The organism is Streptomyces sp. NPDC051576 (assembly GCF_040681835.1).
Taxonomy (GTDB): domain Bacteria; phylum Actinomycetota; class Actinomycetes; order Streptomycetales; family Streptomycetaceae; genus Streptomyces.
The window spans coordinates 796198-815329 of sequence record NZ_JBFAZO010000002.1 but is presented as its reverse complement, the minus strand read 5'-3'; the positions used below and the strand labels follow the sequence as shown (position 1 = coordinate 815329).

Genomic DNA, 19132 nt, shown 5'->3' with positions numbered 1-19132 from the left:
AGCGGCACCGGACAGTCATCGCCGAGTCCCCGTACGGCGCGAGCCAGGGGAGCCGGGGACCCACATCAAGAGTCCCTGGGGTGAATCGGACGCCCGCGCACCGCGAGGGGGTCCGTAGGAGACCTTCCTGCTCCGAACCCGTCAGCTAACCCGGTAGGCGAGAAGGAAGGAAAGGACCAGCCACTTCATGGCGTTCACCCGCGCCACCGGGAAGCACCGTCGCCCGAGCCGGACCCACCGCACCACCGTTCGTGCCGCCAGTGTCGCGGCTCTCGCCACCTCCGGCGTCGTCGGCACCCTGGCCGCCGCCCCGGCGTTCGCCGCGGAGCCCGCCGCCGAACAGACCGGCCTCACCCCCGTCATCGCCATGGGCGACTCCGTGGCCGAGAAGATCGACGCCCAGGCCGCAGCCCAGAAGCAGGCCGCCGCCGAGCAGGCCGCCAAGGAGATCGCCCGGGCCAAGGCCGCCGCCCTGGCCAAGGCGGAGCGCGACGCCGCGGCACGCGCCGCCCGCGCGGCCGAGCGCAAGAAGCTCAACACCTTCGTCGCGCCGGTCTCCAACTCGTATGTCTCCACCGGCTACAAGACCGGCGGTTCCCTGTGGTCCTCCGGTGCCCACACGGGCATCGACTTCCACGCCTCGACCGGCACCTCCGTCCACGCGGTGGGCTCCGGCACCGTCGTCGAGGCCGGCTGGGGCGGCTCGTACGGCAACCAGGTCGTGATCAAGATGGCGGACGGCATGTACACCATGTACGGCCACCTGTCGTCCATCGGCGTCTCCGTCGGTCAGACGGTCACCCCGGGCCAGCAGATCGGCCTCTCCGGGGCGACCGGCAACGTCACCGGACCGCACCTCCACTTCGAGGCCCGCACGACCGCCGAGTACGGCTCCGACGTCGACCCCGTCGCCTACCTCCGCAAGCACGGCGTGAACGTCTGACGACGCACCACCGCACTTCCCGAAGCCCTGGCCCGCCGGCCGGGGCTTTCGGCGTTTGTGGACCCAGCCTGTCCAAAAAATATCCATGGATTCCGGCCCCCCGTCGGAAATTCCCGCTCATTGCAATAGAGTCACGGAACACACGTCAATCGTCGACGTTTCACGGGGATTAAGGCGGAGGTCGGACATGCGTATTCCGGCGCACTCGGTATGCACGGCGATCCGGGACGACATCGTCGCCGGTGTCTACGAGCGCGGCGGCCGGCTCACGGAGGAACTCCTCGCGCGCCGGTACGGCGTCTCGCGCGTCCCTGTGCGGGAGGCCCTGCGCACGCTGGAGGCCGAGGGGTTCGTGGTGACCCGGCGGCACGCGGGCGCGTGCGTCGCGGAACCGACCGAGCAGGAGGCCGCCGACCTGCTGGAGATGCGGATGCTGCTGGAGCCGCTCGGCGCCTCGCGGGCCGCCCAGCGGCGCACCGAGGCCCACCTCAAGGTGCTGCGCGGTCTCGTCAGGCTGGGCCAGGAGCGCGCCAGGCGGGGCAACAGCGAGGATCTGCGCTCCCTGGGCAGTTGGTTCCACGAGACGCTGGCCCAGGCCTCCGGGAGCCCGGCGCTGACCTCGATGCTGACCCAGTTGCGGCACAAGATCGCCTGGATGTACGCGGTGGACGCGCCGGCCGACCCCGTCGAGTCCTGGGCCGAGCACGGGGCCATCGTGGACGCCGTGGCGCGCGGTGACAGCGAGCGGGCGCGGGCGATCACGGCCCTGCACACCGAGCGCGCGGGAACCGCGCACCGTGTGAGGACTTCGCAACCTCCCGTAAACATGTCGGGTCTGCGGCATTAACACGGGCGCCGTATACAAAGAGGAGCTAATTCGCGGGGGATTATTTTCGCTGCCCGCAAATGGAATTGCGAAGGGCTCGCCCGGTAATTCGGACGAGCCCTTCGGGGTTGCGGTGCATCGTTGTGCATCGCTTTTGGGCGAAAAGCACGGCAACCGTCAATTGAGCGGTGCTCAGACGGTCTCGGGAAGCTCCTCAAGGCCCTCCGAGACCAGCTTCGCCAGCCGGTCGAGGGCCGCGTCCGCGCCCTCGGCCTCGGAGGCGAGGACGATCTCCTCGCCGCCCTGGGCGCCGAGGCCCAGGACCGCGAGCATGGAGGCCGCGTTGACGGGGTTGCCGTCGGCCTTGGCGATCGTCACGGGGATACCCGAGGCCGTGGTGGCCCGGACGAAGATGGAGGCGGGGCGGGCGTGAAGGCCCTCCGCCCAGCCGACGTTGACGCGGCGCTCAGCCATGTGATGCTGCCCTTCAGAGTCTCAGGGTTGTCTAGACCAGTTTCCCACACGTGAAGCGAGCCCCGGATCGGTCCCGCGGACCTCCGGAGCGAGTCGTCGGATCGCGGCCTCGATCCGACTCCCCATCGCTGTGTTCACCCACAGACTGCCTCGCGCCGTTGTCGGACGCGAGCCGTACGCTGGGGCCCATGCAGACCTCGTCGGACCGGCACGAGTACCCCGCCCACTGGGAAGCCGACGTGGTGCTGCGCGACGGGGGTACCGCGCGCATCAGGCCCATCACCGTCGACGACGCCGATCGCCTGGTCAGCTTCTACGAGCAGGTCTCCGACGAGTCGAAGTACTACCGCTTCTTCGCGCCGTACCCTCGCCTGTCCGCCAAGGATGTCCACCGCTTCACGCACCACGACTTTGTGGACCGGGTGGGACTCGCGGCCACGGTCGGCGGCGAGTTCATCGCCACCGTACGCTATGACCGCATTAGTGCCGACGGTCGTGCCGCCTCCGCCCCGGCCGACGAGGCCGAGGTCGCCTTCCTGGTGCAGGACGCGCACCAGGGCAGGGGCGTCGCCTCCGCCCTCCTGGAACACATCGCGGCCGTCGCCCGCGAGCGCGGCATCCGTCGCTTCGCCGCCGAGGTGCTGCCCGCCAACAACAAGATGATCAAGGTGTTCACGGACGCCGGCTACACCCAGAAGCGCAGCTTCGAGGACGGCGTCGTACGCCTGGAGTTCGATCTCGAACCCACGGATCGCTCCCTCGCCGTGCAGCGCGCGCGGGAGCAGCGTGCCGAAGCGCGGTCCGTACGACGGCTGTTGGTGCCCGGCTCGGTCGCGGTCGTCGGTGTGGGCCGTGCCCCCGGAGGGGTGGGCCGCAGCGTGCTCGACAACATCAGGGCCGCCGGGTTCGCCGGCGGCCTGTACGCGGTGAACCAGGCCTTCCCCGAGGAGCGGAAGGACCTCGACGGGGTGCCGGCGTACCGCTCGGTGCGCGACATCGAGGGGCCCGTCGACCTCGCGGTCGTCGCCGTCCCGGTCGAACACGTCCCCCAGGTCGTCACCGAGTGCGGCGAACACGGGGTGCAGGGACTCGTCGTGGTCACCGCCGGTTACGCCGAGAGCGGCCCCGAAGGACGCGAGCGCCAGCGCGAACTCGTCCGCCACGCGCGCACGTACGGTATGCGCATCATCGGGCCGAACGCCTTCGGGGTCATCAACACCGCCGCCGACGTCCGGCTGAACGCGTCCCTCGCCCCCGAGATGCCCCGCCCCGGACGCATCGGACTCTTCGCGCAGTCCGGCGCCATCGGCATCGCCCTGCTGTCCCGGCTGCACCGGCGCGGGGGTGGGGTCACCGGCGTCACCGGCGTCTCCACGTTCGTGTCGTCCGGCAACCGCGCGGACGTGTCCGGTAACGACGTCCTTCAGTACTGGTACGACGACCCCGACACCGACGTCGCCCTCATGTACCTGGAGTCCATCGGCAACCCCCGCAAGTTCACCCGCCTCGCCCGCCGCACCGCCGCGGCGAAGCCGCTGGTCGTGGTCCAGGGAGCGGGATCCGCCCCCCAAGGACACGCAGTACGGGCGACGAGGCTGCCGCACGCGACGGTGTCCGCGCTGCTGCGGCAGGCCGGCGTGATCCGCGTGGAGACGATCACCGAACTGGTCGACACGGGGCTGCTGCTCGCGCGGCAGCCGCTGCCCGGCGGGGCACGGGTGGCGATCGTCGGGAACTCCGAGTCCCTGGGACTGCTGACGTACGACGCGTGCCTCTCCGAGGGGTTGCGGCCCTCGCCGCCGGTGGATCTGACGACGGCGGCGACGGCGGGGGACTTCCACCGGGCCCTGTCGGGGGCGCTGGCCGACGACTCCTGCGACGCCGTCGTGGTGACCGCGATACCCGCCGTGGGCGAGGGGCCCGCGGAGGACGCGGCGCTGGCGGAGGCATTGCGGTCGGCGGCCGAAGAGGTCCCCGGGAAGCCGGTGTTGGTGGTGCACGTGGAGCTGGGCGGGCTGGCGGCGGCGTTGTCGGCCGCGACCAGTACGGCACCGCAGGCCGTTTCGAAGCGGGGGGACCATCGCCCCGCGGAACGACCGCCCACCGCGGTGCAGGCACCCGAAGGGGCCGGCCTCATCCCCGCATACCCCGCCGCCGAGCGCGCGGTCCGCGCCCTCGCCGAAGCCGTGAAGTACGCGCAGTGGCGGCGCGAGGCCGTGGACCCCGGCCGGGTGCCCGAGTTCGAGGACATCGACGAGAAGGGTGCCGCGGAGCTGATCGGCGGGCTCCTCGCGCGCGGGCAGGGGCTCACCCTCGGCGTCGACGAGACCTGCGAGCTGCTCGGGAAGTACGGCCTCGACGTCCACCGCGCGCTGCCCGCGCCCACCCCCGAAGACGCCGCCGAGGCCGCCCGCACCCTCGGCTACCCGGTCGCCCTGAAGGCCACCGCCCCGCACCTGCGGCACCGCGCCGACCTGGGTGGCGTCCGCCTGGACCTCGCCGACGAGGAGCAACTGCGGCGGGCGTACGCCGAGTTGGGCGAGCTGTTCGGCACGCCGGAGGAGTTGCGGCCGGTGGTGCAGCGGATGGCGCCGCGCGGGGTCGACACCGTCGTACGGGCCGTCATCGATCCGGCGGCGGGGGCCGTGCTGTCCTTCGGGCTCGCCGGGGCCGCCTCGCAGTTGCTCGGGGACACGGCGCACCGGTTGATCCCGGTCACGGACCGGGAGGCCGGTTCGCTGATCCGGTCGATCCGGACGGCGCCGCTCCTCTTCGGCTGGCGCGGCTCGACCCCGGTCGACACGCCTGCCCTGGAAGAGCTGATGCTGCGGGTGTCGCGGCTGGTCGACGACCATCCCGAGGTGGTCGCCGTGACCCTGGAGCCCGTCGTCGTCGCCGCGCACGGCCTGAGCGTGCTCGGCGCCTCGGTCCGCCTGGCCCCGCCGCCCGTCCGCGACGACCTGGGCCCGAGGACACTTCCCGTGTACTGACCGTGCACCTGGACAGCCGGAATCGGACAGCCCTGAGCGGTGCCTCGCAGTCAGTGGGCCACCGTAGGATGGGCGTATGGCCAAGACCAGTACGACGACCCAGGGGCTGCGTGCGGCGATCGAGCGCAGCGGCTACTACCCGGCCCTCGTGGCCGAGGCGGTGGAGGCCGCCGTCGGCGGCGAGCCGATCCGGTCGTTCCTGGTCCACCAGGAGACCACGTTCGACCAGAACGAGGTGCGCCGGCATGTGACCGTGCTGGTCCTCACCGGCAACCGCTTCATCGTCAGCCACACCGACGAGCAGGCCGCCGACAGCACCTCCCCGACGCCGTACGCCACGACGTCCACGGAGTCCGTGAAGATCGGCCGGATCTCGTCCGTGGTGCTCAGCCGGGTGGTCGCCAACCCGGAGTCGTACGCGCCGGGCACGCTCCCCCGCGAGGTCGTGCTGACCATCGGCTGGGGCGCCGTCTCCCGGATCGACCTGGAGCCGGCCGCCTGCGGCGACCCCAACTGCGAGGCCGACCACGGCTACACGGGCAACTCGACGGCGGACGACCTGAGCCTGCGCGTCAGCGAGGCCGGCGACGGACCGGAGACGGTCCAGCAGACCCTCGCCTTCGCACAGTCCCTCAGCGAGGCGACCGCGGACGTCCCGCGCTGATGGCACAGCCCGCCACCTGGGAGCATCCCGAGCCCCTGGCCCTCTCCTCCGCGCCCGTCCCCGAGTACGGCTCCGGCTCCCTCGCCGACCTGCTGCCCACGCTGGCCGCGGGCATGGGCGTACCCGGTACGACGGCGGCGATCCCGGAACTGACCGCTGCCGACCGCAACTGTGTCTTCCTGATCGACGGCCTCGGCTGGCAGCAGATCAAGGACCACGCGGACGAGGCTCCGTACCTCCACGCGCTCCTCGGCAGCTCGCGCGGCGGCACGGGACGTCCGCTCACCGCCGGCTACCCGGCGACCACCGCGACCTCCCTCGCCTCCGTGGGCACCGGCCTGCCGCCCGGCGCCCACGGTCTGCCCGGCTACACCGTGCGCAACCCGGCCACCGGCGCGCTCATGAACCAGCTCCGCTGGCAGCCGTGGACCGAGCCGAAGACCTGGCAGCCGTACCCCACGATCTTCCAACTGGCCCAGGAAGCGGGCGTGCACGCCGCCCAGGTGTCGTCGCCCACCTTCCAGAACACCCCGCTGACGAAGGTCGCGCTCAGTGGCGGAACGTTCCACGGGCGGCTGACCGGCGAGGAGCGCATGGACCTCGCGGCTGAGCAACTGGCCGCCGGGGACCGCTCCTTGGTGTACACGTACTACGCCGAACTCGACGGCGCCGGCCACCGCTACGGCGTCGCCTCCGACACCTGGCGCGGCCAGCTCATGTACGTCGACCGGCTGGTCCAGCGCCTCGCCGAGCAACTGCCGCCGCGCAGCGCGCTCTACGTCACCGCCGACCACGGCATGGTCGACGTGCCCTTCGACGACGACCACCGCATCGACTTCGACGCGGACTGGGAGCTGCGCGCCGGGGTCGCCCTGCTCGGCGGCGAGGGCCGGGCGCGCCATGTCTACGCGGTGCGGGGCGCCGAGAGCGACGTGCTGACCTGCTGGCGCGAGGTGCTCGGCGAGCAGTTCTGGGTGGCCTCGCGGGACGAGGCGATCGCGGCGGGCTGGTTCGGCCCGCACATCGACGAGCGTGTCTACGACCGCCTCGGCGACGTGATCGCGGCCGCCCGGGACGATGTCCTGATCATCGCCTCCGAGCGGGAGCCGAAGGAGTCGGCGATGGTCGGCAACCACGGTTCGATGACCCCTGCCGAGCAGTTGGTCCCCCTGCTCGAAGTACGCTCCTGAAGCCCCACTGCCCTCTTCTCCGCCGAAAGGTGTTCAACTTCCCATGCCCGAGCTGGTGTTCTTCTCCGGAACGATGGACTGCGGGAAGTCGACCCTGGCGCTCCAGATCGAGCACAACCGCTCGGCGCGCGGCCTGGCGGGGATGATCTTCACCCGGGACGACCGCGCCGGCGAGGGAAAGCTTTCCTCACGCCTCGGCCTGGTCACCGACGCGGTGGAGGTCGAGGACGAGCAGGACCTGTACGCGTACGTCGTCGACCACCTCTCCCAGGGCGGCCGCGCGGACTACGTCATCGCCGACGAGGCGCAGTTCCTGGCGCCGGTGCAGATCGACCAACTCGCGCGCGTGGTCGACGACCTGAGCCTCGACGTCTACGCCTTCGGCATCACGACCGACTTCCGCTCCAAGCTCTTCCCCGGCTCCCAGCGCCTGGTCGAACTCGCCGACCGCGTCGAGGTCCTCCAGGTCGAGGCCCTGTGCTGGTGCGGCGCCCGCGCCACCCACAACGCCCGCACGATAGGCGGCGAGATGGTCGTCGAGGGCGCCCAGGTCGTCGTCGGCGACGTCAACCAGGCGGAAGCCATCGGCTACGAGGTCCTGTGCCGCCGCCACCACCGCCGCCGCATGACAGCGGCGACGTCACATGCGGCGGCTCTGTCACCGGATGTACTGCCGATGACGTCGGCGTAGGTCTCAGCGCTCAGGGAACCTGCCACTCGCCGACATCGTCGGAGAACCCGCTGTTCATGGCGAACTGCACGGTGACGACACGGGACGCCCTCGGCACCTCGAACGTGATGAAGCCGAGGGCCGTCTTCCCGGTGCCGATCGTGACGTTGCCAGGGAACGACGGACCGGCCGTGGAATCGTTGAACGAAGCTGGGAACCGCTGCCCTTTCTTGTCGATCACGGTCGCCCCGTTGGACGGCGAGTCCTTGTAGACGGCGGTGCCCGTGTTCTTGAGCTTGAACTGCACGGCCACCAAGTGGTTCCCCGGGGACGGGGTCTCGTACTGTTTGGCACCGGCCGGATCGACGACTTTCACGACCGTCACGTCGAGCCTCTCACCGGAGTTGATGCCGGTGAGGCTCAGCGTGTCTCCTACTTTGCTGTCGGGCACCGGCGCCAGAGCCAGCGCCGGAACTGCCAACAGGCAGGTCAACAGCGGTGCCGTTTGACGAAGCATCGCTCCTCCAGGTGTGCGGAGCGGGTGATGAACCCATGGTCCGCCCGCATCACACCCGGAGCGACCCGAAGAGCTAGCGAGGACTCTGGATCACCGAGAACATCGCGCCCTCGGGGTCGGTCACCGTTGCCACGCGGCCGTGGGGGCTGTCGTGGGGTGGGGTGAGGGGGTGGCCGCCGAGGTCGGTGATGTGGCGTAGGGCTTCGTCGGTGTCGGCGACCTCGAAGTACGTCATCCAGTGCGGGCCCCGGTCGCGGGGGAGGGCGGTGCCGACGCCGTGGATGCCGGCGACCGGGTGGCCGTCGAGGTGCAGGGTGACGTAGTCGAAGTCGGCGGGTCCCGCCGCCGGCCGCTCCTCGTAGCCGAAGACCGCCCCGTAGAACTTGGCGACGCTCTCGGTCTCGAAAGTCAGCAGTTCGTTCCAGGCGGGTGTGCCGGGGACGCCCGTGATGCTCGTGCCGAGGTGTGCCGCGGCCTGCCAGATGCCGAACACCGCGCCCGAGGGGTCGGAGCCGATCGCCAGGCGGCCGGCCTCGTCGGCGTCCAGGGGGCCCACTCCGACCGTGCCGCCGCACATCCGTACCGTCTCGGCCGTCTGGTCCACGTCGTCCGAGGCGAGATACGGCGTCCAGGCGATGGGCAGGTGCCGGTCCGGCGGCAGTTGGCCGATGCCCGCCACCTCCTGCCCGTCGAGCAGGGCCCGCACGTAGGGGCCGAGCTGATGGGGGCCGGGTTGGAACTCCCAACCGAACAACTCCCCGTAGAACTCCTGAGTTGTGGCCATCCCGTGCACCATCAGACTCACCCAGCAGGGTGTGCCCTGCGTACGCCGAGTGTGCGTGTCGGCGTTCAGGTCGGCCGACCCCCGTGCCTCGGTCATCGTCACCTTCTCCTCGGCCCCTCACGGTGGCCGTGTCGCTTCCGCTCCGCGGATCCGCGTGCCGCAGCCGCGTGCACGCTCCGTGCCGATGCTCGCACTCCCCGTGCTGTGGCGTGCCCCGGCCGCGCCGTCGACGGGCGGCTCACGTAGGGAGGATGACCGGTCTGTGGCCACTCGTCCGTTTCCGGATGATTGCCACGGGGTGTCCATCGGCTGTACAGCATGTGCTCGATCCCGTACGCCTCGTGATCGAGACTGTCCGGCCGAGCAGAGTAGTCGGACCTGGGCGCGGCGGCCACCCCTTGCGCAAGGATGGGGGCCATGAACGCCATCATTTCCGCATCCGAACTGGCGAACGATCTGACCGGAGCGAACCCGCCGGTGCTGCTCGACATCCGCTGGCAGCTCAGCGCCGCGAAGGCGGCGGGCGAGCCGCCCTTCGACGGACACGCCGCGTACGCGACCGGGCATCTCCCCGGCGCCGTCTACGTGGACCTGGACAAGGAGCTGGCCTCGGCCCCCGGCCCCCGCGGCCGGCACCCGCTGCCCGACCTCGCGCGCTTCGGCGCCGCGATGCGCCGCGCGGGCGTGTCGAGGGGCCGGCCGGTCGTCGTGTACGACGGCGGTCAGGGCTGGGCGGCGGCCCGCGCGTGGTGGCTGCTGCGCTGGACGGGTCACCCGGACGTGCGGGTGCTCGACGGCGGCCTTCCCTCCTGGGAGGGGTCCCTGGAGACGGACGCACCGGCGCCGGCCGAGGGCGACTTCACCCCGGAACCGGGTGCCGTACCCCTCCTGGACGCCGACGGAGCCGCCGCGCTGGCCCGCGGCGGGGTCCTGTTCGACGCCCGCGCGGGGGAGCGTTACCGGGGCGAGGTGGAGCCGATCGACCGGGTGGGCGGGCACATCCCGGGCGCGCTGTCCGCGCCGACCAACGAGAACGTGGGCGCCGACGGCCGCTTCCTCCCCGCGGAGGAACTGGCCGCCCGCTTCAAGTCCCTCGGCGCCACGGAAGGGACGGGCGTCGGCGTGTACTGCGGCTCGGGTGTCTCGGGCGCCCACGAGGTGCTGGCGCTCGCGGTGGCCGGGATCCCGGCCGGGTTGTACGTCGGTTCCTGGTCGGAGTGGTCCTCGGACCCGGAGCGGCCGGTCGCCGTCGGCCCCGACCCGCAGTAGCGGCCGTAGGAGATGACGGGAAAGGGCCCGCGGCCGAAACCGGCCCGGGCCCCTCTCGTCGTACGACGAACCGCTACTCCTGCTTCTTCCTTCGCGTCCCGAACACGATCTCGTCCCAGCTCGGGACCGCCGCTCTACGGCCCGGACGGACGCCGTCCGCCTCGGCCTGGCGGTCGGTGGAGCCGATGAGGCGGTCGCGGTGGGCGCCGACGGACCGGGGCATGAGCACGTCCGCGTAGGCCGAACCGGCCGAGGCGGCGGGTGCCGGGGGCTCCTCCGCCTCCGGTTCCACGACGGGCTCCTCCGGGGGCTCCGCGGGGCGCTCGGGGACCACCATATCGCCGCGGAAGCTCGGTACCGCCTCCAGGAGGCTGGTCAGCGAGTCGCGCTCGCTCTCCTCGACCGGCTCCGGCGACGGCAGCGCGGGACGCTCCGGGCGCTCCAGGGCACGGTCCAGCGGCCGGTCGCGGGGCAACCGGGCGATGCGCGGGACGAACGGGAAGCTGGGTTCGGGGGTGGCCGCGAGGTCGTCGGACTCGCCGATCAGCGAGCGTGCCTCGTCGTCGACGGCCTGGACGAGCCGCCGGGGCGGGTCGTACGTCCAGCTCGCCGAGTGGGGTTCGCCCGCGACCCGGTAGACCAGCAGGACCTCCCAGGTGCCGTCGTCACGGCGCCAGGAGTCCCACTGGACGGTGTCCTTCTCGGCGCCGCGCAGCAGCAGTCGCTCCTGGACGGCCTCGCCGAGCTGCGGCCCCGCGTTCTCGCCTGGGCGGCGGACCGGAGTCTTCCGGGCCCGCTCGGCCATGAAGGCGCGCTCCGCGAGGACAGGGCCCTCGAAGCGGCGCACCCGGTCGACGGGGATGCCGGCGAGCTGGGCGACCTCCTCGGCGGAGGCGCCGGCACGTATACGTGCCTGGATGTCTCGGGGGCGGAGATGGCTCTCCACCTCGATCTCGATCTGGCCGAGGCGGGGACGGTCGCCGCGTACAGCGGCGCGCAGACGCTCGTCAATCGGAAGCGTGTACTCCGTGCTGTCCGCAGCCTTCAGCACCAGCCGTGTGCCGTCGTTAGAGACGGCCACGACACGCAGTTCGGGCATGGGGACCTCCCGGGTGGTGCCTGCCGACGTCACGTGCGTCGCTGCTTCCGCTAGTCGAGTGTGGCCTGCCCGGGTGCAGCCTGCCACAACCTTGCCGAGTTGCCCGGCGTGTCGGGCATGGGCCCCGGCTCGCCGTTATGGCACGGTTACCTATTCGCAACGCTAAGTGACCAACTACGTCACCCTGTGCAACTGGCCCCTTCTGGGCGGTCCATAAGGCCGCGGACGCCCTGGCGGGAGACCGGACCCAGGGCTCGCAACAGTACTCCATTTGGACCACGTGCGTGGATTGGCACGCCGCCCAACTTCCTCTGCTGGGTGGGACTTGACGCCCCGGGGCGGGGTTCGGGCGATCTTGAAAGTGGCGTACTTCACGCAATAGCCGGAAACGGAACTGCTGGTCGCGACTGCGCCCAACGCGCCGGCTACTGGCCCAGCACCCGCCGCAAGTAGTCGTTCTGGAACCGCCGTTCGGGATCCAGCCGGTCCCGCAGCGCCGTGAACTCGCCGAAGCGCGGGTAGACCCCGGCGAAGTACTCCGCGTCCCTGGTGTGCACCTTGCCCCAGTGCGGGCGGCCCTCATGTGCGGTGAGGATGCGCTCGGCGGCGGTGAAGTACGCCTGGTAGGGCGTGCCCTTGAACATGTGGACGGCGATGTACGCGCTGTCGCGCCCGGAGGCCGTGGAGAGCGTGATGTCGTCGGCCGGGGCCGTGCGCACCTCGACGGGGAAGCTGATCCTCAGGTCGGAGCGGTCGATCATGGCCTTCAGCTCGCGCAGGGTCTCGACGAGGGCCTCGCGCGGGACGGCGTACTCCATCTCCACGAAGCGCACCCGGCGCGGTGAGGTGAAGACCTTGTACGGGATGTCGGTGTAGGTCCGCGCGGACAGCGCCTTGCTGGAGACCTGCGCGATCGTGGGCACCGTACCGGGCACCGCGCGGCCGACCCACTGGGCCACCTGGAAGACGCCGTTGGAGAGGAACTCGTCCTCGAACCAGCCGGCGACCGGGCGCACGGGTTGCTCCGGGCCCGCGCTGCGGTTGTTGCGCTTGGTGTTGGTGTTGCCGGTGTGCGGGAACCAGTAGAACTCGAAGTGCTCGTTCTCGGCCCAGAGTTCGTCGAAGCGACCGGTGACCTCGTCGAAGGTCATCGGCTCCTCACGGGCCGTCAACAGGAAGACGGGCTCCACGGCGAAGGTGATCGCGGTGATGATGCCGAGCGCGCCGAGGCCGATCCGGGCGGCCGCGAAGACGGCTCGTTCTTCGTCGGTCCCCTTCTCGGAGCAGGTGAGCACCGAGCCGTCCGCCGTGACCAGCTCAAGTGCCTTGATCTGGGCGGCTATCGAGGCCGATTCGCGGCCGGTGCCGTGCGTACCGGTGCTGGTCGCGCCCGACACCGTCTGCTCCATGATGTCGCCCATGTTCGTGAGCGACAGACCCTCACGCGCGAGAACCATGTTGACTCTCTTGAGCGGGGTGCCCGCCTCCACCGTGACCGTCATGGCATCGCGATCAATGTTGCGGATGCCGGTCAAGAGTTGAGGGCGGATCAACACACCGTCGGTGGCGGCGATCGAGGTGAAGGAGTGCCCGGTTCCCACGGCCTTCACCGTCAGACCGTCCTCACCGGCCTTCCGCACGGCCGCCGCCAGTTCCTCCACGGAGGCGGGCGTGACCTCTCGCGCCGGCCGGGACGCGACCGTGCCGCCCCAGTTACGCCACGTGCCGTTCTTCGCGCTCGTTGTGGTGCTCAACGGTGCCTCCCCGACCCGGCGCCGGTCTGCTGAGCCGGCGGTACCCGAGGAAACCGACCGCGACCGCGACGGCACCGGCGACGACCGGAACCCCGTACCCGGCCCGCGCGCCGGCCGCGTCGATCACCCAGCCGGCGACGGACGAGCCGAGCGCGACCCCGACCGCCAGGCCGGTGCTCACCCAGGTCATGCCCTCGGTGAGCTTCGCGCGAGGTACGTGCTCTTCTATGAGGGACATCGTCGTGATCATCGTGGGTGCGATGGACAGGCCCGCAAGGAACAGCGCCACGGCCAGAAGCGGCAAGTTTCCGACCAGTAGGAGGGGGATCATACTCACGGCCATCGTGCATATGCCCAGCAGCCACCGACGTTCGGGGGCTCCCCGGAAGCGCATCAGCCCGAACACGACTCCCGCCGTACAGGAACCCGCCGCGTACAGGGCGAGCACCACACTGGCGCCGCCCTTGTGACCGCGCTCGTCGGCGAACGCGACGGTGACCACGTCGACCGCCCCGAAGATCGCCCCCGTCGCCACGAACGTGGCCACCAGGACCTGCAGACCGGCCGTCCGCAGCGCCGAGCCGCTGCCGCCGGCGCCCCGTACGCGCGGGTGCGGGGCGGGCTCGGTGGCGCGCTGGGCGGTCAGCCAGAAGACACCGACCGCCAGGAATCCGGCGGCCAGCAGCGGACCGGCCTCCGGGAACCACGCCGTGGACAGTCCGATGGAGATGATCGGCCCGAAGATGAAGCACACCTCGTCCACCACGGACTCGAAGGAGTACGCGGTGTGCAACTGGGGAGTGCCCCGGTACACGGCCGCCCAGCGCGCCCGGACCATCGCACCCAGGCTCGGCACCGAGCCGATGCCGGCGGCGCACACGAAGAGCACCCAGTCCGGCCACCCGAAGCGGGCGGCCAGCAGCAGCCCGGCCGCCGCCGCCAGCGCGACGAGCGTCGCCGGACGCAGCACCCGCCGCTGCCCGTACTGGTCGACCCACCGGGAGATCCGCGGCCCGATCGCGGCGGCGGCCATCGCGATGGTGGCCGACAGCGCGCCCGCGAGCCCGTAGCGCCCGTCGATCTGGGAGATCATCGTGACCACGCCGATGCCCATCATCGACAGGGGCATCCGCCCGAGGAACCCCGCGGCGGAGAAACCCTTGGAGCCTGGTGCGGCGAACAGGGCGCGGTAGGGGCTGGGCACGGGTGTCTCCGGTCGGAAAGGCGCGGTGGCGGCTCGGTAAGGTGCGAATTCGGCTGATACAGCTTACGAGTCGGCTGACCCTTGCGCACCTGTCCGGAGGCGCCGCGTTCGCGGTCCGGTACCCCCGCCGTGTCCCGGCTGTCAGCGGCGGGTGGCAGGATCGGACGCATGCCAGACGCGCTCGATGCCACCCCCTACGACGCCCTGCTCCTGCTCTCGTTCGGCGGCCCGGAAGGCCCGGACGACGTGGTCCCGTTCCTGGAGAACGTGACGCGCGGGCGAGGCATCCCCAAGGAACGCCTCAAGGAAGTGGGGCAGCACTACTTCCTGTTCGGCGGGGTCAGCCCCATCAACGACCAGAACCGCGCCCTCCTGGACGCCCTCCGCAAGGACTTCGCGGACCACGGCCTGGACCTGCCGGTCTACTGGGGCAACCGCAACTGGGCCCCGTACCTGACGGACACCCTGCGCGAGATGGTCACCGACGGCCGCCGCCGAATCCTCGTCCTGGCCACCAGCGCCTACGCCTCGTACTCGGGCTGCCGCCAGTACCGCGAGAACCTGGCCGACTCCCTGGCCGCCCTGGAGGCCGAGGGCCTCGACCTCCCCAAGGTCGACAAGCTGCGCCACTACTTCAACCACCCGGGCTTCCTGGAGCCGATGACCGACGGCGTGATCGAATCCCTCGCCGACCTCCCCGAGGACGTCAGGGACGGCGCGCACCTCGCCTTCTCGACCCACTCCATCCCGACCGCCTCGGCCGACAGCTCAGGCCCGGTCGAGGGCCACGGCGACGGTGGGGCGTACGTCGAGCAGCACCTGGACGTCGCACAGCTCATCGCGGACGCCGTCCGCGAGCGCACCGGCGTCGACCACCCCTGGCAGCTCGTCTACCAGTCCCGCTCCGGAGCCCCGCACATCCCATGGCTGGAGCCCGACATCTGCGACCACCTGGAGGAGCGCCACGCGGCCGGCGTCCCCGCGGTCGTCATGGCACCCATCGGCTTCGTCTCCGACCACATGGAGGTCCTCTACGACCTCGACACGGAGGCCACCGCCAAGGCCGCGGAGCTGGGGCTGCCGGTGCGCCGCTCGGCCACCGTCGGCGCGGACCCGCGCTTCGCCGCCGCGATCCGCGAGCTGGTCCTGGAGCGCGCCGCCGCCGAGAGCGGGCAGCAGCCCACGCCCTGCGCCCTGGGCGCCCTCGGCGCGAGCCACGACCTCTGCCCGGTGGGCTGCTGCCCGGCCCGCGCCCCGCGTCCCGCCGCCGCGGGCGCCGACAGCCCCTACGCATGAGGAGCGCCGTGACCGACCCCCTGCACCAGGACCTGCTCGCACTCGCCCAGGAGGCCGCTCACAAGGCCGGCGCGCTGCTGCGCGACGGCCGCCCGGCCGACCTCGCGGTCGCCGCCACCAAGTCCAGCCCGATCGACGTCGTCACCGAGATGGACATCGCGGCGGAGAAGCTGATCACCGACCTGATCTCCGAACACCGCCCCGACGACGGCTTCCTGGGCGAGGAGGGCACCTCCGCCGACGGCACCAGCGGCGTCCGCTGGGTCATCGACCCGCTCGACGGCACGGTCAATTACCTCTACGGACTGCCCACTTGGTCCGTCTCCATCGCGGCCGAGCTGCACGGCGAGACCGTCGCCGGGGTCGTCGCCGTCCCGATGCGCGGCGAGACGTTCCACGCCGTGCTCGGCGGCGGAGCGTGGGCCACGGGCGCGTGGGAGGGCGAATGCCGGCTCGCCTGCCGCCCCGCGCCGCCCCTCGACCAGGCCCTGGTCTCGACCGGCTTCAACTACGTCACCGAGGTCCGCGTCCACCAGGCCGACGTGGCCCGGCAGTTGATCCCGCTGCTGCGCGACATCCGGCGCGGCGGCTCCGCCGCGGTCGACCTGTGCGACGTGGCCGCGGGCCGCCTCGACGGCTTCTACGAACGCGGCCTGAACCCCTGGGACCTGGCCGCAGGCGACCTGATCGCCCGCGAGGCGGGCGCCCTGACCGGTGGCCGCCCCGGAGAACGCCCCGCACGCGATCTGGCGATCGCGGGCACCCCAGGAGTGTTCGAGCCCCTCCAGCGCCTACTGGAGGACTTCGGCGCCTGGCACGACTGAGGCCCACAAAATCAAACGGCGCCTGATCAACACCGGCCAAGGTCCCCTCAAAGTGACCTCAATACGCCCCGGCACACAACAAAGCCCCGGCGCTGGATTCGCCGGGGCCCTGCTGCCCTGCTGTACGCACTGATCAGACGCTCGTCGCGCCGACCTCCACACCGTGGTCGGCGGCGAGGCGGCGCAGGTCGTCGAGCTCGGCCTGTTCCACCTCGACGAGGAAGTCGTCGCCCTCGTCGCGAGCCCGCGTCAGGTCGGTCTCGGTCGCCCTTATGCGCTGCAGAAGTCCTGCGGTGAATGCGTCCATGCTGCGCCCCCTCGTCCTGGGTCGTGGGTCGGGTGGCACGGGGGTGTGCCGTTCGGAAGGGGCGATCACGTCTGCGGATGGGGTGCCCAGCGCTGCCCTGGCTGGGCGGCGACGGTGCCGGACACCCACGCCCGCTCTGCGGAAGCGGTTGGACGTACCACAAGGTGGCTTGCCACGTGCAGAGCGTGATCGCGGGGTGTAAAGCCGTCCTCCCCCCGCTTCCTTCCGTGGAAACCTCAACCCGCCGAGAAAATCCCGCATTCCCGGGCCTCATACCTGACCTTCATCTTGCGCCCGGCCGCCTTACAGCCGACTTATGGCCGAAAAGGGCAGGATGGAGGCAACACAGCCACGAAGACCCTGCCCGCGTGCGCCGAGGCGCGCTACGCGGGTGGACAGAGGAAGGACAAGCGACGTGCGCGTACTCGTCGTCGAGGACGAGCAACTGCTCGCCGATGCGGTGGCCACCGGACTGCGCCGGGAGGCCATGGCCGTCGACGTCGTGTACGACGGTGCGGCCGCCCTGGAGCGCATCGGCGTCAACGACTACGACGTGGTCGTCCTCGACCGCGACCTCCCGCTCGTGCACGGCGACGACGTGTGCCGCAAGATCGTCGAGCTGGGCATGCCCACCCGCGTGCTGATGCTCACCGCGTCCGGTGATGTCAGCGACCGTGTCGAGGGCCTGGAGATCGGCGCCGACGACTATCTGCCCAAGCCCTTCGCGTTCAGCGAGCTGACGGCACGCGTGCGTGCCCTGGGACGCCGTACGAGCGTGCCGCTGCCGCCCGTCCTGGAGCGCGCCGGCATCAAGCTCGACCCGAACCGCCGCGAGGTGTTCCGGGACGGCAAGGAAGTCCAGCTCGCGCCCAAGGAGTTCGCCGTCCTGGAGGTGCTGCTGCGCAGCGAGGGCGCCGTCGTCTCCGCGGAACAGCTCCTGGAGAAGGCGTGGGACGAGAACACGGACCCGTTCACCAACGTCGTCCGTGTCACCGTGATGACCCTGCGCCGCAAGCTCGGTGAGCCCCCGGTCATCGTCACCGTCCCCGGCTCCGGCTACCGGATCTGATCCACTGTGGCCACGACCCCCGCGCCGCCCCAGGCGCCCCCAAAGCCCACGTGGGACCCCAGAAGGCCCGAACCGCCCTTTCCCTGGCTGCGTCCGACCATCCGTATAAGGCTCACGCTGCTGTACGGCGGCATGTTCCTGATCGCCGGCATCCTGCTGCTGTCGATCATCTATCTGCTCGCCGCGCACGCGCTGAACGTGGGCAGTGATCTGCCGTTCAAGATCCTCGAAGGCTCGGTGAGCAGCAAGACCTGCAACTTCCCGTCGCAGCCGTCGGCGACCGAGATGAACAACGCGATGAACGAGTGTGTCAACGAGCAGCGGCAGCACGCTCTGGACGACCTGCTCAGCCGCTCGCTGCTGGCCCTGCTCGGCCTCGCGATCATCGCCTTCGCCTTCGGGTACGCGATGGCCGGCCGGGTGCTGTCCCCGCTGGGCCGGATCACCCGGACCGCCCGCGCGGTGGCCGGCTCGGACCTGTCCCGCCGGATCGAGCTGGACGGCCCGGACGACGAGCTCAAGGAACTCGCGGACACCTTCGACGAGATGCTGGACCGGCTGCAGCGGGCCTTCACCGCCCAGCAGCGCTTCGTGGGGAACGCGTCGCACGAGCTGCGCACCCCGCTGGCGATCAACCGCACGCTCCTGGAAGTGCATCTGTCCGATCCCGGTGCCCCGGTCGAGCTCCAGCAGCTCGGCAAGACGCTGCTGGCCACCAACGAGCGCAGCGAGCAGCTCGTGGAGGGGCTGCTGCTGCTCGCCCGCAGCGACAACCAGATCGTCGAGCGCAAGCCCGTGGATCTCGCCGAGGTCGCCGAGCAGGCCGTCGACCAGGTGCACGCGGAGGCGCGGGACCGGAACGTGGTCATCACCGGCGAGCGCAAGCCCGCGGTGGTCCAGGGCAACGGTGTCCTCCTGGAGCGCATCGCCCTGAACCTGGTGCAGAACGCGGTGCGGTACAACGTGCCGGAGGAGGGCTGGGTCGAGGTCACCACCGAGGTCCAGCACGGTCATGCGGTGCTGGTCGTCTCGAACACGGGTCCGGTGGTCCCGGCGTACGAGATCGACAACCTCTTCGAGCCCTTCAGACGGCTCCGTACGGAGCGAACGGGCAGTGACAAGGGTGTGGGCCTGGGTCTGTCGATCGCGCGGTCCGTGGCGCGCGCTCACGGCGGCCATATCGCGGCCCAGCCTCGTGAGGGGGGTGGGCTCGTGATGCGAGTCACCCTGCCCATCTGAGATCATGTCGCCG

The 19132-nt window shown here is 71.1% G+C and carries 18 protein-coding genes and 1 riboswitch; of the genes, 11 read left to right on the top strand and 7 right to left on the bottom strand.

Annotated features, from left to right (window positions below; all coding sequences use genetic code 11):
• Positions 1 to 9: 9 nt before the first annotated feature.
• Positions 10 to 174: riboswitch (cyclic di-AMP (ydaO/yuaA leader) on the top strand.
• Between the two features lie 13 nt (positions 175 to 187).
• Positions 188 to 943, top strand: coding sequence for a M23 family metallopeptidase (locus tag AB0M63_RS09265; protein WP_366018941.1), 756 nt, complete (start codon positions 188 to 190; stop codon positions 941 to 943).
• Positions 944 to 1130: 187 nt separating this feature from the next.
• On the top strand, positions 1131 to 1790 hold the full coding sequence (locus AB0M63_RS09260; protein ID WP_355902188.1) for a GntR family transcriptional regulator: 660 nt from the start codon (positions 1131 to 1133) through the stop codon (positions 1788 to 1790).
• Positions 1791 to 1961: 171 nt separating this feature from the next.
• On the opposite strand, the gene AB0M63_RS09255 is transcribed toward AB0M63_RS09260, so the two are convergent.
• Positions 1962 to 2243, bottom strand: coding sequence for an HPr family phosphocarrier protein (locus AB0M63_RS09255; protein ID WP_046257077.1), 282 nt, complete (start codon positions 2241 to 2243; stop codon positions 1962 to 1964).
• Between the two features lie 188 nt (positions 2244 to 2431).
• On the opposite strand from AB0M63_RS09255, the gene AB0M63_RS09250 reads away from it, so the two are divergent.
• The 4 genes from AB0M63_RS09250 to AB0M63_RS09235 all read left to right on the top strand — a co-directional run bounded on the left by AB0M63_RS09250 (position 2432) and on the right by AB0M63_RS09235 (position 7778).
• Positions 2432 to 5233, top strand: coding sequence for a GNAT family N-acetyltransferase (locus AB0M63_RS09250; RefSeq protein ID WP_366018940.1), 2802 nt, complete (start codon positions 2432 to 2434; stop codon positions 5231 to 5233).
• Positions 5234 to 5309: 76 nt separating this feature from the next.
• Positions 5310 to 5897 carry a DUF5998 family protein gene (locus AB0M63_RS09245; RefSeq protein ID WP_355902183.1) on the top strand — a complete coding sequence of 196 codons (588 nt, stop codon included), beginning with the start codon at positions 5310 to 5312 and terminating at the stop codon, positions 5895 to 5897.
• On the top strand, positions 5897 to 7087 hold the full coding sequence (locus AB0M63_RS09240; protein WP_366018939.1) for a nucleotide pyrophosphatase/phosphodiesterase family protein: 1191 nt from the start codon (positions 5897 to 5899) through the stop codon (positions 7085 to 7087). Before AB0M63_RS09245 ends, AB0M63_RS09240 begins: the two co-directional genes overlap by 1 nt.
• 43 nt (positions 7088 to 7130) lie before the next feature.
• Entirely contained in the window at positions 7131 to 7778 is a 648-nt protein-coding gene (locus AB0M63_RS09235) for a thymidine kinase (RefSeq protein ID WP_355902179.1), read from the top strand.
• 10 nt (positions 7779 to 7788) lie between these two features.
• Here the strand turns inward: AB0M63_RS09235 and AB0M63_RS09230 are convergent, their stop codons facing one another.
• Positions 7789 to 8274 carry a DUF4352 domain-containing protein gene (locus AB0M63_RS09230; RefSeq protein WP_366018938.1) on the bottom strand — a complete coding sequence of 162 codons (486 nt, stop codon included), beginning with the start codon at positions 8272 to 8274 and terminating at the stop codon, positions 7789 to 7791.
• A 73-nt stretch (positions 8275 to 8347) separates the two neighbouring features.
• Entirely contained in the window at positions 8348 to 9154 is an 807-nt protein-coding gene (locus tag AB0M63_RS09225; protein WP_366018937.1) for a VOC family protein, read from the bottom strand.
• 321 nt (positions 9155 to 9475) lie between these two features.
• On the opposite strand from AB0M63_RS09225, the gene AB0M63_RS09220 reads away from it, so the two are divergent.
• On the top strand, positions 9476 to 10327 hold the full coding sequence (locus AB0M63_RS09220) for a sulfurtransferase (RefSeq protein ID WP_366018936.1): 852 nt from the start codon (positions 9476 to 9478) through the stop codon (positions 10325 to 10327).
• A 73-nt stretch (positions 10328 to 10400) separates the two neighbouring features.
• Here the strand turns inward: AB0M63_RS09220 and sepH are convergent, their stop codons facing one another.
• From sepH to AB0M63_RS09205, 3 genes are all read right to left on the bottom strand, one after another.
• Positions 10401 to 11426: a septation protein SepH gene (sepH, locus tag AB0M63_RS09215; protein ID WP_355902171.1), complete on the bottom strand. Its 1026-nt coding sequence runs from the start codon at positions 11424 to 11426 to the stop codon at positions 10401 to 10403.
• 425 nt (positions 11427 to 11851) lie between these two features.
• A complete protein-coding gene (locus AB0M63_RS09210) occupies positions 11852 to 13180 on the bottom strand; it encodes a D-arabinono-1,4-lactone oxidase (protein WP_355902169.1) in 1329 nt (442 codons plus the stop codon).
• The gene (locus AB0M63_RS09205; RefSeq protein WP_366018935.1) at positions 13140 to 14384 is read right to left on the bottom strand and encodes an MFS transporter; all 1245 of its coding nucleotides are present in this window, start codon (positions 14382 to 14384) and stop codon (positions 13140 to 13142) included. Before AB0M63_RS09205 ends, AB0M63_RS09210 begins: the two co-directional genes overlap by 41 nt.
• A 168-nt stretch (positions 14385 to 14552) precedes the next feature.
• Between AB0M63_RS09205 and AB0M63_RS09200 the strand changes: the two genes are divergently transcribed.
• Both AB0M63_RS09200 and AB0M63_RS09195 read left to right on the top strand, forming a co-directional pair.
• Positions 14553 to 15680: a ferrochelatase gene (locus AB0M63_RS09200; protein ID WP_366018934.1), complete on the top strand. Its 1128-nt coding sequence runs from the start codon at positions 14553 to 14555 to the stop codon at positions 15678 to 15680.
• Positions 15681 to 15688: 8 nt separating this feature from the next.
• The gene (locus AB0M63_RS09195; protein WP_366018933.1) at positions 15689 to 16504 is read left to right on the top strand and encodes an inositol monophosphatase family protein; all 816 of its coding nucleotides are present in this window, start codon (positions 15689 to 15691) and stop codon (positions 16502 to 16504) included.
• 133 nt (positions 16505 to 16637) lie between these two features.
• Here AB0M63_RS09195 and AB0M63_RS09190 read toward each other — a convergent pair whose 3' ends face one another.
• Complete coding sequence (locus AB0M63_RS09190) at positions 16638 to 16811, bottom strand: hypothetical protein (RefSeq protein WP_019061061.1); 174 nt, start codon at positions 16809 to 16811, stop codon at positions 16638 to 16640.
• Between the two features lie 415 nt (positions 16812 to 17226).
• On the opposite strand from AB0M63_RS09190, the gene AB0M63_RS09185 reads away from it, so the two are divergent.
• Both AB0M63_RS09185 and AB0M63_RS09180 read left to right on the top strand, forming a co-directional pair.
• Positions 17227 to 17880: a response regulator transcription factor gene (locus AB0M63_RS09185; protein ID WP_010983842.1), complete on the top strand. Its 654-nt coding sequence runs from the start codon at positions 17227 to 17229 to the stop codon at positions 17878 to 17880.
• Positions 17881 to 17886: 6 nt separating this feature from the next.
• Positions 17887 to 19119 carry a HAMP domain-containing sensor histidine kinase gene (locus AB0M63_RS09180; RefSeq protein ID WP_355902160.1) on the top strand — a complete coding sequence of 411 codons (1233 nt, stop codon included), beginning with the start codon at positions 17887 to 17889 and terminating at the stop codon, positions 19117 to 19119.
• The last annotated feature ends 13 nt before the right edge of the window (positions 19120 to 19132 follow it).

Coding starts and splice junctions, on each gene's coding strand:
- AB0M63_RS09265 (WP_366018941.1), top strand. CDS start 188: ATGGCGTTCACCCGCGCCACCGGGAAGCACCGTCGCCCGAGCCGGACC.
- AB0M63_RS09260 (WP_355902188.1), top strand. CDS start 1,131: ATGCGTATTCCGGCGCACTCGGTATGCACGGCGATCCGGGACGACATC.
- AB0M63_RS09255 (WP_046257077.1), bottom strand. CDS start 2,243: ATGGCTGAGCGCCGCGTCAACGTCGGCTGGGCGGAGGGCCTTCACGCC.
- AB0M63_RS09250 (WP_366018940.1), top strand. CDS start 2,432: ATGCAGACCTCGTCGGACCGGCACGAGTACCCCGCCCACTGGGAAGCC.
- AB0M63_RS09245 (WP_355902183.1), top strand. CDS start 5,310: ATGGCCAAGACCAGTACGACGACCCAGGGGCTGCGTGCGGCGATCGAG.
- AB0M63_RS09240 (WP_366018939.1), top strand. CDS start 5,897: ATGGCACAGCCCGCCACCTGGGAGCATCCCGAGCCCCTGGCCCTCTCC.
- AB0M63_RS09235 (WP_355902179.1), top strand. CDS start 7,131: ATGCCCGAGCTGGTGTTCTTCTCCGGAACGATGGACTGCGGGAAGTCG.
- AB0M63_RS09230 (WP_366018938.1), bottom strand. CDS start 8,274: ATGCTTCGTCAAACGGCACCGCTGTTGACCTGCCTGTTGGCAGTTCCG.
- AB0M63_RS09225 (WP_366018937.1), bottom strand. CDS start 9,154: ATGACCGAGGCACGGGGGTCGGCCGACCTGAACGCCGACACGCACACT.
- AB0M63_RS09220 (WP_366018936.1), top strand. CDS start 9,476: ATGAACGCCATCATTTCCGCATCCGAACTGGCGAACGATCTGACCGGA.
- sepH (WP_355902171.1), bottom strand. CDS start 11,426: ATGCCCGAACTGCGTGTCGTGGCCGTCTCTAACGACGGCACACGGCTG.
- AB0M63_RS09200 (WP_366018934.1), top strand. CDS start 14,553: ATGCCAGACGCGCTCGATGCCACCCCCTACGACGCCCTGCTCCTGCTC.
- AB0M63_RS09190 (WP_019061061.1), bottom strand. CDS start 16,811: ATGGACGCATTCACCGCAGGACTTCTGCAGCGCATAAGGGCGACCGAG.